The following is a 15,715-nucleotide window of genomic DNA, read 5'->3' on the forward strand; positions in this document are numbered from 1 at the left end:
TGCAAAAAGAGAGAGCAGAGGGGGGTCATACATATGAGAGTATTTTTAGATTTAAGTTGGTATTTCAAAGAACGCTGGAAGCAATACACCGCTGGGATTTTAGTGCTCGCAATCGTAGCGTTTTTACAGCTCATTCCACCGCGAATTATCGGAACGGTGGTCGATGAAATCCGTTTAGGGGATTTAACATCCGAATCCTTGTTTAAATGGCTCGTCATCTTGGCTGGAGCTGCAATCCTGATGTACGTATTGCGTTACTACTGGCGGGTGATGATTTTCGGTTCCTCTGTCACACTTGCGCGGAAAATGCGGGAACAGCTTTTTAAGCATTTTACAAGTATGTCCCCATCGTTTTACCAAAAACGCCGTGTCGGTGACATGATGGCACATGCGACGAACGATTTGTCTGCAGTTCAGCAAACAGCCGGTTCGGGAGTATTGACGCTTGTCGACTCACTAATGACAGGCGGATTCGTGATTGCAGCGATGGCCATCACAATTGATTGGCGGTTAACATTGATTGCACTAATCCCAATGCCGCTTATGGTCATTTTGACGAGTTATTACGGAAAGCTTTTGCACAACAGATTCCATTTTGCACAGGAAGCCTTTTCGGACTTGAATGACAAAACACAGGAAAGCATTTCAGGGATTAAAGTCATTAAGACGTTCGGTCAAGAGAAAGAAGACATCGATGAGTTCGTCCAATTGTCTGAAGATGTAGTACAAAAGAATATTCATGTAGCGAAGGTCGACTCCATGTTTGACCCGACAATCTCGCTCATGGTCGGGATTTCATTTTTCCTTTCCATTATTTTCGGTGCGAGGTTCATAATCGCAGGAGATATGACGATCGGTCAGCTCATCTCATTCAACGCTTATCTTGGCCTACTGGTTTGGCCGATGCTTGCATTCGGTTGGCTATTCAACATCGTGGAACGCGGTCGTGCTTCCTACGACCGGATTCGTAACTTGTTAAATGAAAAACCGGAAATCGAGGACATGGACGGTGCGATTGACCGGAAACCTGAAGGGGATATCGAATTCAAAGTAAAAGAATTTAAATTCCCAGAAGACGACCGTCCCGCACTTCATGACGTCAACTTTACGCTTAAACGCGGTGAAACGCTCGGAATCGTCGGGAAAACCGGTTCCGGAAAGACGGCCATATTGAAACTATTGCTTCGTGAATTTGAAGGATACAACGGTTCAATTCTTTACGGTGGAACACGCATCGATGCATATAAGAAGAGAGGACTTCGGGAAGCTATCGGCTACGTACCCCAGGATCACTTTTTATTCTCGACAAGCGTAGCGCAAAATATCGCGTTCACGAACATTGATGCACCAGAGGAGAAGATTCATGAGGCGGCAAGGCTTGCACATATTCATGAGGATATCCTGAACTTTACAAACGGTTATAAAACAATCGTTGGTGAACGTGGCGTATCGTTATCCGGAGGACAAAAGCAGCGGATCTCCATCGCTCGTGCCTTACTCATGGAGCCGGAACTGCTAATTTTGGACGATTCGTTATCAGCTGTTGACGCGAAAACGGAAGAAGCGATTTTAGAATCTCTTAAGGAAACGCGTACAGACGAAACGACCATCATTACAGCCCACCGGCTAAGCGCAATCCAACACGCACATCAAATCATCGTCATGCACGAAGGAACGATTGTTGAAAAGGGCACACATGAAGAATTGATGGCCATGCAAGGCCGTTACTTCGAAATGTATGAAATGCAGCAACTGGAAGCACTTGTCGAAAAAGGAGGCGAGGCGTAATGGAACAACAACAGCCAAAACTCACCGGCAAGGAACAATGGAACATTCTGAAGCGTTTGCTGGCCTATTTGAAGCCGCATAAGGGAATGATTCTCTTTGCAATGACTTTACTCGCCTTGACAGTAGCTGGAGATATTGCCGGTCCGTATTTGATCAAGATTTTTATCGACGATTATTTGACGCCACGAAATTTCCCTACGAACGCAATGCTCGGCTTAGCGTTAGGTTATGGATTCATCCAAATAGCTAACATGTTCATCAGCTACTTCCAATTGCTGAAATTCCAGGAGCTTGCATTGAAAATCATCCAGCAGCTAAGGATTGATGTATTCACTAAAGTGCAAGGGCTTGGAATGAGATATTTTGATCGAACACCTGCAGGAAGTATTGTATCTCGAGTCACGAATGACACGGAAGCAATCAAAGACATGTTCGTAAGTGTACTATTGTCATTTCTTCAAGCTGCATTTTTAATTGTCGGTGTGTATATCGCAATGTTCAGCTTGAATGTAAAACTGGCACTCTTTACTTTGGTCTTGCTTCCGCTCCTGTTCCTGATTGTGAAAACGTACCGGAAATACAGTTCGGTCTTCTATCAAGACTTGAGAGAACGGCTTAGTCAGTTAAATGCCAAGCTTGCAGAGTCTTTACAAGGAATGGCCATGATCCAGGCATTCCGCCAAGAGGATCGTCTGCAAGATGAATTCAATGACATCAATGATAAGCACTGGAGAGCAGGAATGCGGAACCTCAAACTGGACGGTATCCTACTTCGTCCAGCAGTTGACCTTGTCTACGCGTTAGCGTTAATCTTGCTGCTAAGTTTCTTCGGGATTACGTCCTTTGATAATGTCGTGGAAGTCGGGGTCATTTATGCATTCGTGTCATATATAGACCGATTCTTTGAACCGATCAACAACGTCATGCAGCGGATGTCCATTTTCCAATTGGCGATCGTCGCCGCATCCCGTGTATTTGCACTGTTGGATGAACCGGATATGGCGCCAAACCAGAAGGAAGAAGAATCTACCCGGATTACGGACGGCCGAATTGAATTCAAAGACGTCACCTTCTCATACGATGGAAAACAAGATGTACTTAAGAATATTTCATTCACAGCCGAACCTGGGCAAACAGTTGCGCTCGTCGGACATACAGGAAGCGGGAAAAGCTCGATTATCAACTTGCTCATGCGCTTCTATGAATTCGAGAACGGGGATATCGTGATTGACGGGAAATCAGTGAAGGATTTCAAGAAAGACGAACTCCGTAAAAAGATCGGATTGGTCCTTCAAGATCCATTCCTTTTCTACGGAACAATCGAAAGCAATATCCGACTCCACAACACCAACATGACGGCTGAAGAAGTCATCGCTGCTGCAGAATTCGTTCAAGCAGATTCGTTCATCAATAAGCTGCCTGACAAATACAAGCAGAAAGTAACCGAACGCGGCTCCACATTCTCGAGCGGTCAACGCCAGCTTGTAGCATTTGCCCGGACGATTGCAACGGATCCGAAAATCTTAGTGCTCGACGAAGCAACAGCTAATATCGACACGGAAACCGAAGTCGCAATTCAATCAAGTTTAGAGAAGATGCGTAGAGGCCGTACTACAATTGCAATCGCACACCGATTGAGTACAATCCAGGATGCGGAGCTGATCTTAGTATTGCATCGCGGTGAAATTGTAGAACGTGGATCCCATCAAGAGTTGCTTTCACAAAAAGGTTTATATCATAAGATGTATCTTCTTCAAAACGGTATTGTAGATGAGGATGTTATTGTATAAAGAATAATCGCAAAAGGGGAGATCTGATATGGCGAACCAGTCATTAATCGAGATCATCAATTCAGTGGAGGAAGCGTTCAATCAAAATCCCGAACCAATTGCTGGGGCAAATGTCATTTATCAATTCAACATAAGAAGGGGTATTCCAGCTTCACCTGCAAGACGGAACAGCAAAAGTGCTACTCGACACGAGCAGTACAGCCAATTGCACGCTAAAGATGTCCATGGATAGCTTCAAGAAATTCCTGTCAGGTTCCTTAAGCGGGACGATGGCATTCATGACAGGAAAATTGAAAGTCGACGGTGATTTGGGGAAAGCACTTAAGTTAGAAGCAATTTTGAAACAATATGATTTCAGTTAAATACAAAAGTATCGCCATCCTATCAATTTAGGATGGCGATTTCTATTCCTTGCCTTTAGAGATTACCCAAAAGGTTTGGATACGAATTTTCACCGGTACACCGGGCATTGGGCGGGGCTTTTTTCTATAACTTCTGATGCTAACATATAGTATTAGAAGATAAACTCAATCTTAGTAATAAGGCAGACATAAAAAATTCACAATCATAACTAGAGAATAGAAGCCCGAAATCTGATACGATGGGGACAGCTAAAGGAGGGTGCTATGCTCATGGCAACCGATATTAATCTATTGTTGGCATTCGGTGCTGGGTTCCTCAGTTTCATATCCCCATGTACTTTGCCGTTATATCCTGCTTTTTTATCGTATATTACTGGAATGACGCTGGATGAACTGAAGTCGGATAAGGGAATTCTACAAAAACGCGGAATGCTACATACATTGTTTTTCTTGATTGGTTTTTCGATCATTTTTATCGCGATCGGTTTCAGTACATCTCTATTCAATGAGTTCTTCGTTAACTACAAGGATCTGATCCGACAAATTGGAGCAATTTTAATCGTCATCTTCGGATTGGTAATCGTTGGATTATTGACACCAGAATTCATGATGAAAGAGCGCAAGTTCCACTTAAAGAACCGGCCATCCGGATTTTTCGGTACAACCTTAATCGGAATGGCATTTGCAGCGGGGTGGACACCTTGTACAGGTCCGATCCTTATGTCAATCATTGCACTTGCTGGTATGAATCCTGGATCGGGTATTTGGTATATGCTCGCATATGTCCTCGGATTTGCGATTCCATTCTTCATACTTTCGTTCTTTATTACACGTCTTAACTGGATTCGTAAACACAGTGCAAAAATCACAAAAATCGGCGGTTGGATAATGATCGTCGTGGGTGTCTTGCTGTTCTTTGACGGCATGACATATATCATTCGTATTTTGACACCAATCTTTGGTGGTTTCCAAGGATTTTAAGAACAGAATGGAAGTGTAAGTATGTTTGACCGTTTTCCACCAGAGGTCTATTTAATCGTCTCAACAATACTTGCCATTGGAATGGGGACATTAACTTTAGTTGTCCGGACAAAAGCGGCCAAAAGACCTGTCAGTATGAAAAAGATTATTCTTCCGCCGATTTTCATGTCCACTGGGGCATTGATGTTCATCTTCCCTGAATTCCGTGTTCACCCAATGCAGATTTTAGAAGCTTTATTAGTCGGTTTTCTTTTTTCACTAATCCTTATACGGACAACAAAATTTGAAGTGCGTGAAGGGGATGTCTATATGACTCGTTCAAAAGCCTTCCTCTTCATCCTGATCGGTTTGTTGATCGTAAGGATAGTGGGTAAGCTTATTTTAAGCTCTACAATAGATATTGGAGAACTTGGGGGCATGTTCTGGATACTTGCATTCGGAATGATTGTTCCTTGGCGGATTGCCATGTTAATGCAGTACAAGAAAATTGTGAAAGTCCCTTTAAAAGTAAACTAAAAAAGCTGTCCAGCACTGGGGAAATCGCGGTTTTGGACAGCTTTTTTAGTTATAAAACGCAGGTTTCGTAGCCCTGGTGTTTATTCAAATAAATGCTCGTACGGTGAAATATCCACATTCATCTCATCTAATTTTTTCCGCAGGAATTTATGGTCCCGCTTCGGTGTCGCTTGGATATACCCTCTAATAATAAGATCAAAGTTGATTGCCTTCGCTTTTTCTTCAAGAGCCAGTTTCCCGATTTTTCCTGCAATTTTCTGTTTTGCTACTGGACGGAACAAATCCGGTACAGGGGTCACCAATTCATTCAACAGTTCTTTTTGTTCGTTTCCCCAAAGGTGAATGGTTTTAGACACATAATATTCTTCCCAATCCATATCGGATTTTCCATCTTCTTTCGGAAGACGTTTTAAAAACTTTCGGAACATGAAATACCCGCCAATTGCAAATGAACCTACCAGTACAACCACCCAAAATAATATAAACCAAAGGAACCAACCTTCTAATTCAACTTGCAACAAACTCACCTCTACTATCTTCTGAGGCTATTATAAAGCAAAATCAATCATTTTCGCTACAGATGTATCCCTTTCTATTTTCACCTTCTATTTAATGAGTGAAAGGAGGTGGATGGAAATGGCAAGTATCGAGTACAAGAACGCAGTCATTCGCTTATCTTTTGAAGCGGGTCAAGATCATGACGGAAAAGTCATCAAGAAGTCTAAGACGTATCGCAACATCAAAGCTGGGGTAGATGCACAGTCCCTGGTAGACGCAACAACCGTGCTGGCAGGATTCTCCGAATGGCCTTATATGGGTGCGGAGAAGATTGAGACAGCGAACATTATGGAATTCTAATTAGTAGAATTTTAATTCCTTAAAAGGAGGGGAGAACATGGCACAATCTTTGGAACTCCGTTTTGAAACGGAAGCTGGAAAGGCATTGACTTTAACAGTGGACCAGCCACGGGTAGATTTGACAGAAGGTGAAGTTGAATCAGGTATGGCAGCCATTATCGCAAGCGATGTGTTTTACGTGGAAAGCTTGCCGCTTAGTGTAGCGAAAAGTGCTCGTCTTGTAGAACGTAATATCACAAATTTGTATGAAGCATAAGGAAGTATAAACAAACAGGTAACATGATTAGAAAACAGTCTGTTCACTACGCGGGATAGGAGGAGGGCAAGACCTCTACAGGGATACGCCAAGGAGGCTTTCCTTCTTCCCGCGTAAGTTGGACGGATTTTTTGATTGAGGAGGGAATACGTTGGAAATCATTATGCAGTTCATTCAAGAAGTGGGTTTTCCGATTTTCGTGTCATTTTACTTGATGCACAGAGTGGAAACGAAGCTGACGATGATCCATGAAGCACTGATTTCGCTTCGGACCTGAAGTCACAGAAATGTCGGATAGAAGTAGGTAACATTCCTTGAAACATAAATAATCGTCCGATAAGATGAGAAAGGAGTATTAAAGGAGGCCCGTACCATTGAAAAACAAAATAAAATTCTTCACGATATTAGTTATCGGAGCCCTATTGATCAGCGCATGCTCAAGCGGTGGGTTTGAGGCGGAAACCGATTGGGAAGTGCAGGATTTCTCATATGAGAATCAGCGTGGCGAAACAGTTTCTCTCGATGATTTAAAAGGTAAGGTATGGCTTGCCGATTTCATTTTTACGAATTGTACATCGGTTTGTCCACCTATGACGTTTAATCTGGTAGGTATTCAGGAGAAACTGATTGAAGAAGGCGTGGAGGATTACCAAATCGTCGGTTTCAGTGTTGACCCTGAAGTAGACAAGCCCGAAGTACTAACGGATTATTTGACGAAGTTTAATCCACCAGATGAGACGAAGTGGCAGCTATTGACTGGATACACAATGGATGAAATCAGCAAGTTCGCGAAAGATTCCTTCCAGGCAATTGTCATCGATGACCCGAATACAGACCAAGTGATTCATCATAGCGCGTTCTTCCTTGTCGATAAGAATGGAATTGTCGTGAAATACTACCCTGGTGTAGAGGACGTACCGGTGGATGAAATTGTATCCGATATGAAAGCATTATCGAAACAATAATTGACAGAAAAAAAGTAAAGGTCCGGTATATGACCGGTCCTTTTTATTAGAGGGCGGTTAGGATGCCGAAAAAAAAGAAGAAAAAACCTACGTTATCTCCAACTATTAAGGCTTTAATGATTATCCTTCTCCTACCAGTGACGGTTACGGTGTACACAATCACCATTATTACTTGGCAGGGAATACGGGAATTACCCATTGTAAACCAACTTACGGTATCAGCAAAGCAATTCCCTGCTAAGGGAGACGATTTACCGGAAGAGTATATTCCGATCTATCAACAGGCAGCGGAGGCTTATGGAATCCCTTGGACTCTCCTTGCGGCCCACCACAGAATAGAAACACGCTTCTCTACAATGGAAACGTTAGTATCTCCAGTAGGAGCAGAAGGGCATATGCAATTCATGCCTTGTACGTTTGTCGGATGGAGTTATCCTGGCTGCGGAGGGTTAGGGAAAGGAAATATTCCTGATGAAGATAAGACGGATCCCGCTGTAATTGAAAAATATGGTGGTTACGGAGTAGACGCAAACGGGGACGGCAAAGCTGATCCTTACGATTTGGAGGATGCCGTTTTTAGTGCAGCTAATTATCTATCAAAAAACGGAGCTGCCGAAGGTGAATTGGAGCAAGCCATTTTCATGTATAATCGCAGTGATGATTATGTACAAGATATCCTTTATTACTATCGGTTATATGAGGAACGTTGGAAGGAAAAGAAAAAAGAAGAACAGTAAAAAGGATGGACCCTTATAAAGAGGCCCATCCTTTTTATCACTTTAAATTAGTCATTACGACGTAGCATACGGAGAATCAGGCTGACAATGGCTACCAAGATAATCGCACCGATCAAGGCAGGGATAATATAGATGTCCCCAACTTCAGGTCCAAAGTCGCCGAATAGCGAACCACCGACCCAAGCCCCGATAATACCAGCAATAATGTTACCAATGATGCCTCCTGGTAGGTCTTTCCCTAAGATGAGTCCGGCAAGCCAGCCTACAATACCTCCGATAATTAGATACCAAATGAATCCCATTTCTTTCAGCTCCTTAGTCGATTTAGTTTATTTGACTACACTCTTGATATATCCGATTCAAGAAGACTTTAAACATTGCACACTTAGTATGGACATTTTTTCATTTGAACAAACCTTAGTGTACACTTGAAAAAAAGGGGACAGTATAATGAAGTTAAATTGGGATAGACAAGCATTAATCACATATTTCTCTGATCATAAAAATATAGAAAAATCACCTAAAATGGCGTCCTATATGAAGAACCGCTTTCCGTTTTTAGGCATTGATAGTCCACTCCGGACGGATTTATTAAAACGATATTTTTCTCAATATGAGCTCCCTCCGGCATCACAAGCATGGGATGAAGTATTCGCTTTATACGAATTGCCGGAAAGGGAATATCATTACGCTGCAATTGCACTAATAGGTAAAATACAGCCTTCTATCGAAGATATAGGGTTAATTAGACAAATAATCGAGACAAAATCATGGTGGGATAGCGTCGATTCGATTGCACCTTCAATTTTAGGGAATATCGTGAGACGTAATAGGGAAAAGGGAGAAGAGGTGATGAGAAATTGGTCACTCTCTGATAATTTTTGGGTAGTCCGAGCTGCATTGCTTCATCAGCTGAAATATAAAGCAGAAACAAATGAATGTTTACTTTTCAGCATGATTGAGAGACATGCAGATTCCGAAGAATTCTTTGTTCAAAAAGCGATTGGCTGGGTATTAAGGGAATATGCGAAGACAAATCCGGAAAACGTCAGAAAGTTTGTGAAGTCAATAGAATTAAAGCCGTTAAGCAGGCGAGAAGCACTTAAACACATTCAGTAAATTTTAGTATAAACAGAAAAGGTCATTCGTTTTACTTATAACAAACTATAATTTTAATGTAATTTACTTATGTATAGAGTTAGGCTATTATAAGTATTGGAGAAAAGACGCTAGTTTAAGCCTTTTCAAATATAAAGGAGGAACAGACATGGCAAAAAGTAATTTGCACAACAGCCGCACTTCTTTTGAGCTGAATGGCAAAACGTACAACTATTACCGTTTAGCCGCTTTGGAAGAAGCAGGAATCGCGAATGTTTCCCGTCTTCCATATTCTATTAAAGTGTTGCTCGAATCTGTTTTACGCCAATATGATGGTTATGTCATTAAAGACGATCACGTTGAAAACTTAGCGAAATGGGGTAAGGATGCAGATCCTGAAGCTGAAGTGCCATTTAAGCCTTCACGCGTTATCCTGCAAGACTTCACTGGTGTACCAGTAGTTGTTGACCTTGCTGCACTTCGCTCCGCAATGGCGAAATTGGGCGGCGACCCAGACAAGATCAACCCTGAAATTCCAGTTGACCTTGTCATCGACCACTCCGTTCAAGTTGACCAATATGGTACTCAACAAGCATTGAACGTGAACATGGACCTTGAGTTCGAACGTAACGCTGAACGTTACCAATTCTTGAACTGGGCTCAAAAAGCTTATGATAACTATCGTGCTGTACCACCTGCAACAGGTATCGTTCACCAAGTAAACTTGGAATACCTTGCAAATGTTGTACACGCAATCGAAAACGAAGACGGTACATTTGAGACATACCCAGACACTTTGGTCGGTACGGACTCCCATACAACAATGATTAATGGTATTGGTGTACTTGGATGGGGTGTAGGCGGTATTGAAGCTGAAGCTGGTATGCTTGGTCAACCATCTTACTTCCCAATTCCTGAAGTAATCGGTGTTAAATTAACAGGTGCAATGCCTGAAGGTTCTACAGCTACAGACTTAGCGCTTAAAGTAACGCAAGAATTGCGTAAAAAAGGCGTAGTTGGTAAATTCGTCGAATTCTTCGGACCTGGCGTAACAACACTTCCACTCGCTGACCGTGCAACAATCGCAAACATGGCTCCTGAATATGGTGCAACTTGCGGTTTCTTCCCGGTAGACAGTGAAGCACTTGACTACATGAGACTGACTGCACGTGACGAAGAACACATCGCAGTAGTGGAACAATACTTAAAAGAAAACAGCATGTTCTTTACTGCAGACAGCGAAGATCCATTCTACACAGATGTAGTTGAACTTGACCTTTCTAAAATCGAAGCAAACCTTTCCGGTCCTAAGCGTCCACAAGATTTGATTCCTCTATCAGCTATGAAAGAAGAATTCAACAAAGCGATCGTGGCACCACAAGGAAACCAAGGCTTCGGCTTAAAAGAAAAAGAACTCGAAAAAACAGCAACTGTTCAATTCGAAGATGGAAGCTCTGTTCAAATGCCTACAGGTGCACTTGCGATTGCTGCTATTACATCTTGTACGAACACTTCCAACCCATACGTAATGCTTGGTGCAGGACTTGTTGCAAAGAAAGCAGTTGAGCACGGCTTAACACCACCTGCATACGTGAAAACATCTTTGGCACCTGGTTCTAAGGTTGTTACTGGATACCTTCGTGATGCTGGCTTGCTTCCGTACATGGAACAAATCGGCTTCAACTTGGTAGGTTACGGATGTACAACATGTATCGGTAACTCCGGTCCGCTTCTTCCTGAAATCGAAAAGGCAATCGTAGATAGCGATCTATTAGTATCTTCTGTACTTTCTGGTAACCGTAACTTTGAAGGACGGATCCACCCGCTTGTAAAAGCGAACTATTTGGCATCACCTCCATTGGTTGTTGCCTACGCTCTTGCTGGAACAGTCGATATCGATCTTCAAAAAGAACCAATCGGTCGCAGTAAAGATGGAAAAGACGTTTACTTCAAAGACATCTGGCCAACTACTCAAGAAGTTGCTGATGCAGTGAAGCAAACAGTTACACCTGAATTGTTCCGCAAAGAATACGAACGCGTATTCACTGAAAACGAACGTTGGAATGCAATCGAAACGACTGACGATTCCTTGTATGCATTCGATCCTGAATCGACATACATCCAAAACCCTCCATTCTTTGAAGGGCTTTCGAAGGAACCTGCTGATATCCAACCGCTTTCCGACTTGCGTGTTGTTGGTAAATTCGGTGATTCCATCACAACGGACCACATTTCACCAGCTGGTGCAATCGGTAAAGATACACCTGCAGGTAAATACTTGCGTGAACATGGCGTAGAACCTCGTTACTTCAACTCTTACGGTTCCCGCCGTGGTAACCACGAAGTAATGATGCGTGGTACGTTTGCTAACATCCGCATCCGTAACCAGATCGCTAAAGGAACTGAAGGCGGCTACACAACTTTCTGGCCAACAAACGAAATCATGCCAATCTATGATGCAGCAATGAAGTATCAAGAAGAAGGCACTGGTTTAGCTATCTTGGCTGGTAAGGACTACGGTATGGGATCTTCCCGTGACTGGGCTGCAAAAGGTACTTCCTTGCTTGGTATTAAGACGGTTATCGCTGAAAGCTATGAGCGTATCCACCGTTCAAACCTTGTAATGATGGGTGTTCTACCACTTCAATTCCTTCCAGGTCAAAGTGCAGAAACTCTTGGTTTGACTGGGGAAGAAGCAATCAGCGTCAAGATCGCTGAAGGCGTAAAACCACGTGATATCCTAAAAGTGACAGCAACAGCTAAGGACGGCAAAGTAACAGAATTCGAAGCTCTTGCTCGTTTCGACTCCGAAGTTGAAGTTGACTACTACCGTCACGGCGGAATCCTTCAAATGGTTCTTCGCGACAAATTGAAAAACAACTAATTTTTAACATTGAACCCGGTGCAATTTTGCATCGGGTTTAATTAATTTTTACTGCAACTTTTCGTATACTGCGACATAACGTTGTGAACGGAATCTCCATTCGCATACCCACAATCAATATATCCTACCTTTCAGGAAAGCCCTTCCAAAAAACGTTCTATTCAGAAGATTCCTATGATAGAATCTAACTAACGGAACTTGGAGGTGTGTATGCATGGAACAGACAACAATCCTTCTTTCAAAACTGATCCCGCCGGTGCCTTCCTCAAGCTTTATGAGAAGACCTTCATTGAACAAACTCCTAAAAAAATCATCTGATGCTAAATTGACATTGCTTCATAGCGGGGCGGGTTATGGAAAGAGTTCTTCGCTTGCACAATATTTTCTTGATTCCCGACTGCTTTACTCTTGGTACACAGTGACTGCAGAGGATGATGATGTATTGCCATTTCTGCGTCATCTCCAGTTAAGTATACAGCGGGTATTGCCGGATTTCGGAGAGCGATTATTTACACATGAGCTTCCTTCCGCTTTTCCAAAAGAAGAGGAATTACGGCAATGGCATACACGTTTTACCAATTCCTTATTCGACATTAAACAGCCATTGTATATCATTCTGGATGACTATCATTTAGTTGACCATGTGTTCCAAATCAATTACATCATGGAAAAACTGATTGAATTTTTGCCTCCTCATGTACATATCATCGTCGCTACCCGACATCGACCAAAATGGGCAAGCTTATCGAAGCTGAAATTGAATAACGCACTTAATGAAATTACTGAAACCCATTTTTCATTTTCCGAAGAAGAAATTAGTGTTTACTTTGAAGATTTCTTCGGAAAAGTCATTTCAAAAGAAGAAGCACAGGCAATTATAGAATTGACAGAAGGATGGGCGATTGCAATCAACCTTCTCGCAAGACAAACTGAAACCCTCCAATCCGGTTTGCCGGATAAGCCGGCATTGCAAGATCTTTTTGCCTATTTGACTGAAGAAGTGTTTAACAACATGTCCAAAGAGGAACAAACATCGCTTCTATCATTTTCAATCTTCCCAACTTTCACGGAGAGTTTGATTGGCGATTTTTATGGCTACCAGGAAGCAGAAAAGTTAAAGGCGTTGGCAGATCGGCATGTATTCATTCAACCTCTCCGTGAGGATGGAACTTATCGTTTCCATGCATTATTCCAACAATTTTTGAAGAATAAATGGATTCAACAAGACAAGGAAGGGTGGTTGGCTGCCCATAGACGAGCGACCGAATATCATATTAAAAAGGGAAATTCGACTTTCGCTATCGACCATGCATTAAAAACAGATGATGTTGCAAATGTAGCGGCTACATTATTGGCTACTGCTCCTTCATTCATAAGATCGGGCCAATTCGATTTAGTGATTGACATTATGAAAGAATTGCCGGAAACGCTGAAATCTAAATCTTATTCTTTGTATTACTATGAAGGTGAAAGCCATCGATACCGTGCGTATTATGAAAAGGCACGACAGTCATACATGAAGTGCCTGGATTTGGCACAACGAGAGAATGATTTAGTGTACATTAGCAGAGCAAATGCCGGACTTGCACATATTTACTTAGACACCATTCAGCCTGGCTTAGCAGAACCTTATTTAATTGATGCACTTTCTTCTGCTGTTCAAACAGATGCCTTCAGCAAGAAGGAAATGGATCAACTGAAACGTCAATTCGCTGAAAACCTCGTTAACTTAGGAAGGGCATCTGAAGCAGCGGAGTTTGTTAAGACCGAAAAATTGGACGAAACCATCCTGATTGACGGAAATTTGGATGCCCGGATCTTGCTCCGTACAGGACAATTGGTAGAAGCGGAACAATTGCTAAAAAGCCGGACAACTGAATACAGGTTGCCGGACTCTCATAGAGAAACTGAAATATTGCTCTCATTTGTATCCGCATTAATAGGCAAGGCGGAGCAGGCAAAAGAAAGTGCAGATCATGGGATTGCAATTGGACAGAAAGAGAAATCCGGTTTTGTGGAAGCGGTAGGCAATATACGAAAAGGACATGCTGAATATTTGATAAACCCCTTCGACTTAGGGAAAGCGGAACAACTCTACGAAAAAGCAATCCAGCAGATGGATGAGCTGAATGTCTCAAGAGGAAAAGCGGAACCCCTCCTCGGGTTAGCCATTGTGAAAGCAAGAATGGGACAGAGTGCAGAAGGCATTCAGCTTGCCTTAGAGGGCTTGCGAGAAACGGAAAAGGTGAATGACAGATGGCTATCTGGACTAATTAGAATTGGATTATCTATCATCTACAGCTATGATCATAACTTTGACGATGCCATTGCCGTCGCGAAAGAGGCAGAAAGAATCTTTGTCATATGCGGGGACCATTACAGTGAAATGATTACCTCATTCTGGCTCGCCCGTGCCTATCTCTTAAAAGAGGATCAAGAAGGATTTATCGAACACATCAATCGATGCACGTCGCTCTGCAATGAGTATAAATATGGATTTTTCTTTAATCGCGATACTGTTTTCGGACCTTTTGACCGTGAGATTTTCAAACCCATTCTTTTGAAAGCCTATCAGTTAAATGAAGAGCATAGCGGAATACAATTTGTATATCAAAACTTGGAGTTGGAAGGCTTAACCTCACATCCGGGGTATCGCTTATACGTTAATCTTTTGGGACCATTTGAGCTCCAGATAGGTAAAGAGGTAGTAGGAGACCGGAAGTGGCAGCGGGATAAGGCGAAAGAACTTTTTATATTTTTACTACTGAACCGCGGAAGATTTGCTGCAAAAGAAGAAATCATGAGCGTGTTATGGAAAGATTCCGACCTGGAATCAGCTGACCGCGACTTTAAAGTTGCACTCAATGCATTGCTGAAAGTGTTGGAACCTAATCGAGGGGCACGAGAAGAATCGTTCTTTATACAACGGAAGCAAACGATGTATCGACTAAACCCGGCTGCCAGTATCATTACGGACTTGGATCTTTTTACTACTTACGGTGAGAAGGGAATGGAAGAGAGAGACGCAAAGAAAGCGAAAGAATTCTTAACTAAAGCCGTTGACCGATATAAAGGGAATCTATTCGAAGAAAAGAGTACGTTGGATTGGCTTGAAGACGACAGAAGAAATTTGGAAGAAACGTTTTTAACTATTTTAGAACGTTTAGCTCAGACCTCTACCAGGTTAAAAGAGTTTGGCAATACGATTCACTGGGCTGAAAAACTATTGAAAATAGACCGAACATGGGAAGAAGCATACCGATTGCTTATGTTTGCACACTACCAGCAACATAACCGATCCCTTGCAGTTAAATGGTACGAACGATGTGTGCAGGTTCTCCAGGACGAATTAAACATCGAGCCAATGGAAACGACTGAACAAATGTACGATATGATTGTCTCTGTGGTACCGGAAACTGTATGAAATTGATTGGGCTGTTAATTTCGAAAAGTGTTAATCATTTTAGAGGATTAACACTT

16 protein-coding genes are annotated in these 15,715 nt (G+C 42.4%); 14 read left to right on the forward strand and 2 right to left on the reverse strand.

The window, feature by feature from the left end; translation table 11 throughout:
• The first annotated feature begins 33 nt into the window (after window positions 1–33).
• From ACFOZY_RS12365 to ACFOZY_RS12390, 6 genes are all read left to right on the forward strand, one after another.
• A complete protein-coding gene (locus ACFOZY_RS12365; protein ID WP_378155886.1) occupies window positions 34–1,788 on the forward strand; it encodes an ABC transporter transmembrane domain-containing protein in 1,755 nt (584 codons plus the stop codon).
• Window positions 1,788–3,578, forward strand: a complete 1,791-nt coding sequence (locus ACFOZY_RS12370; protein ID WP_378155888.1) for an ABC transporter ATP-binding protein — start codon at window positions 1,788–1,790, stop codon at window positions 3,576–3,578. The genes ACFOZY_RS12365 and ACFOZY_RS12370 overlap by 1 nt, the downstream gene beginning before the upstream one ends.
• 28 nt (window positions 3,579–3,606) lie before the next feature.
• Complete coding sequence (locus ACFOZY_RS12375; protein ID WP_378156167.1) at window positions 3,607–3,810, forward strand: hypothetical protein; 204 nt, start codon at window positions 3,607–3,609, stop codon at window positions 3,808–3,810.
• Window positions 3,755–3,940, forward strand: coding sequence for an SCP2 sterol-binding domain-containing protein (locus ACFOZY_RS12380; protein WP_378155890.1), 186 nt, complete (start codon window positions 3,755–3,757; stop codon window positions 3,938–3,940). The genes ACFOZY_RS12375 and ACFOZY_RS12380 overlap by 56 nt, the downstream gene beginning before the upstream one ends.
• 270 nt (window positions 3,941–4,210) lie before the next feature.
• Complete coding sequence (locus ACFOZY_RS12385) at window positions 4,211–4,921, forward strand: cytochrome c biogenesis CcdA family protein (protein ID WP_378155892.1); 711 nt, start codon at window positions 4,211–4,213, stop codon at window positions 4,919–4,921.
• 21 nt (window positions 4,922–4,942) lie between these two features.
• Window positions 4,943–5,437 (forward strand): CcdC family protein, encoded by a 495-nt coding sequence (locus ACFOZY_RS12390; RefSeq protein WP_378155894.1) that lies wholly within the window; start codon window positions 4,943–4,945, stop codon window positions 5,435–5,437.
• Between the two features lie 80 nt (window positions 5,438–5,517).
• Here the strand turns inward: ACFOZY_RS12390 and ACFOZY_RS12395 are convergent, their stop codons facing one another.
• Complete coding sequence (locus ACFOZY_RS12395; RefSeq protein ID WP_378155896.1) at window positions 5,518–5,964, reverse strand: DUF2621 domain-containing protein; 447 nt, start codon at window positions 5,962–5,964, stop codon at window positions 5,518–5,520.
• 109 nt (window positions 5,965–6,073) lie between these two features.
• Here ACFOZY_RS12395 and ACFOZY_RS12400 point away from each other — a divergent pair, with 109 nt between their 5' ends.
• The 5 genes from ACFOZY_RS12400 to ACFOZY_RS12420 all read left to right on the forward strand — a co-directional run bounded on the left by ACFOZY_RS12400 (window position 6,074) and on the right by ACFOZY_RS12420 (window position 8,253).
• Entirely contained in the window at window positions 6,074–6,295 is a 222-nt protein-coding gene (locus tag ACFOZY_RS12400) for a DUF1659 domain-containing protein (protein WP_378155898.1), read from the forward strand.
• A gap of 37 nt (window positions 6,296–6,332) precedes the next feature.
• Entirely contained in the window at window positions 6,333–6,551 is a 219-nt protein-coding gene (locus tag ACFOZY_RS12405; protein ID WP_378155900.1) for a DUF2922 domain-containing protein, read from the forward strand.
• A gap of 151 nt (window positions 6,552–6,702) precedes the next feature.
• On the forward strand, window positions 6,703–6,828 hold the full coding sequence (locus ACFOZY_RS12410; protein ID WP_378155902.1) for a YvrJ family protein: 126 nt from the start codon (window positions 6,703–6,705) through the stop codon (window positions 6,826–6,828).
• A gap of 97 nt (window positions 6,829–6,925) precedes the next feature.
• Window positions 6,926–7,516: an SCO family protein gene (locus ACFOZY_RS12415; RefSeq protein WP_378155904.1), complete on the forward strand. Its 591-nt coding sequence runs from the start codon at window positions 6,926–6,928 to the stop codon at window positions 7,514–7,516.
• Window positions 7,517–7,578: 62 nt separating this feature from the next.
• Window positions 7,579–8,253, forward strand: coding sequence for a lytic transglycosylase domain-containing protein (locus tag ACFOZY_RS12420; protein WP_378155906.1), 675 nt, complete (start codon window positions 7,579–7,581; stop codon window positions 8,251–8,253).
• A 47-nt stretch (window positions 8,254–8,300) separates the two neighbouring features.
• Here the strand turns inward: ACFOZY_RS12420 and ACFOZY_RS12425 are convergent, their stop codons facing one another.
• Window positions 8,301–8,555, reverse strand: a complete 255-nt coding sequence (locus ACFOZY_RS12425; RefSeq protein WP_378155908.1) for a GlsB/YeaQ/YmgE family stress response membrane protein — start codon at window positions 8,553–8,555, stop codon at window positions 8,301–8,303.
• A 148-nt stretch (window positions 8,556–8,703) separates the two neighbouring features.
• On the opposite strand from ACFOZY_RS12425, the gene ACFOZY_RS12430 reads away from it, so the two are divergent.
• The 3 genes from ACFOZY_RS12430 to ACFOZY_RS12440 all read left to right on the forward strand — a co-directional run bounded on the left by ACFOZY_RS12430 (window position 8,704) and on the right by ACFOZY_RS12440 (window position 15,659).
• The gene (locus tag ACFOZY_RS12430) at window positions 8,704–9,372 is read left to right on the forward strand and encodes a DNA alkylation repair protein (protein WP_378155910.1); all 669 of its coding nucleotides are present in this window, start codon (window positions 8,704–8,706) and stop codon (window positions 9,370–9,372) included.
• A 163-nt stretch (window positions 9,373–9,535) separates the two neighbouring features.
• Entirely contained in the window at window positions 9,536–12,235 is a 2,700-nt protein-coding gene (acnA, locus tag ACFOZY_RS12435) for an aconitate hydratase AcnA (RefSeq protein ID WP_378156159.1), read from the forward strand.
• 214 nt (window positions 12,236–12,449) lie between these two features.
• Window positions 12,450–15,659 (forward strand): BTAD domain-containing putative transcriptional regulator, encoded by a 3,210-nt coding sequence (locus ACFOZY_RS12440; RefSeq protein WP_378155912.1) that lies wholly within the window; start codon window positions 12,450–12,452, stop codon window positions 15,657–15,659.
• Window positions 15,660–15,715 lie beyond the last annotated feature (56 nt).

The sequence above is a fragment of the Chungangia koreensis genome (assembly GCF_042651785.1).
Classification (GTDB): domain Bacteria; phylum Bacillota; class Bacilli; order Bacillales_A; family Planococcaceae; genus Chungangia; species Chungangia koreensis.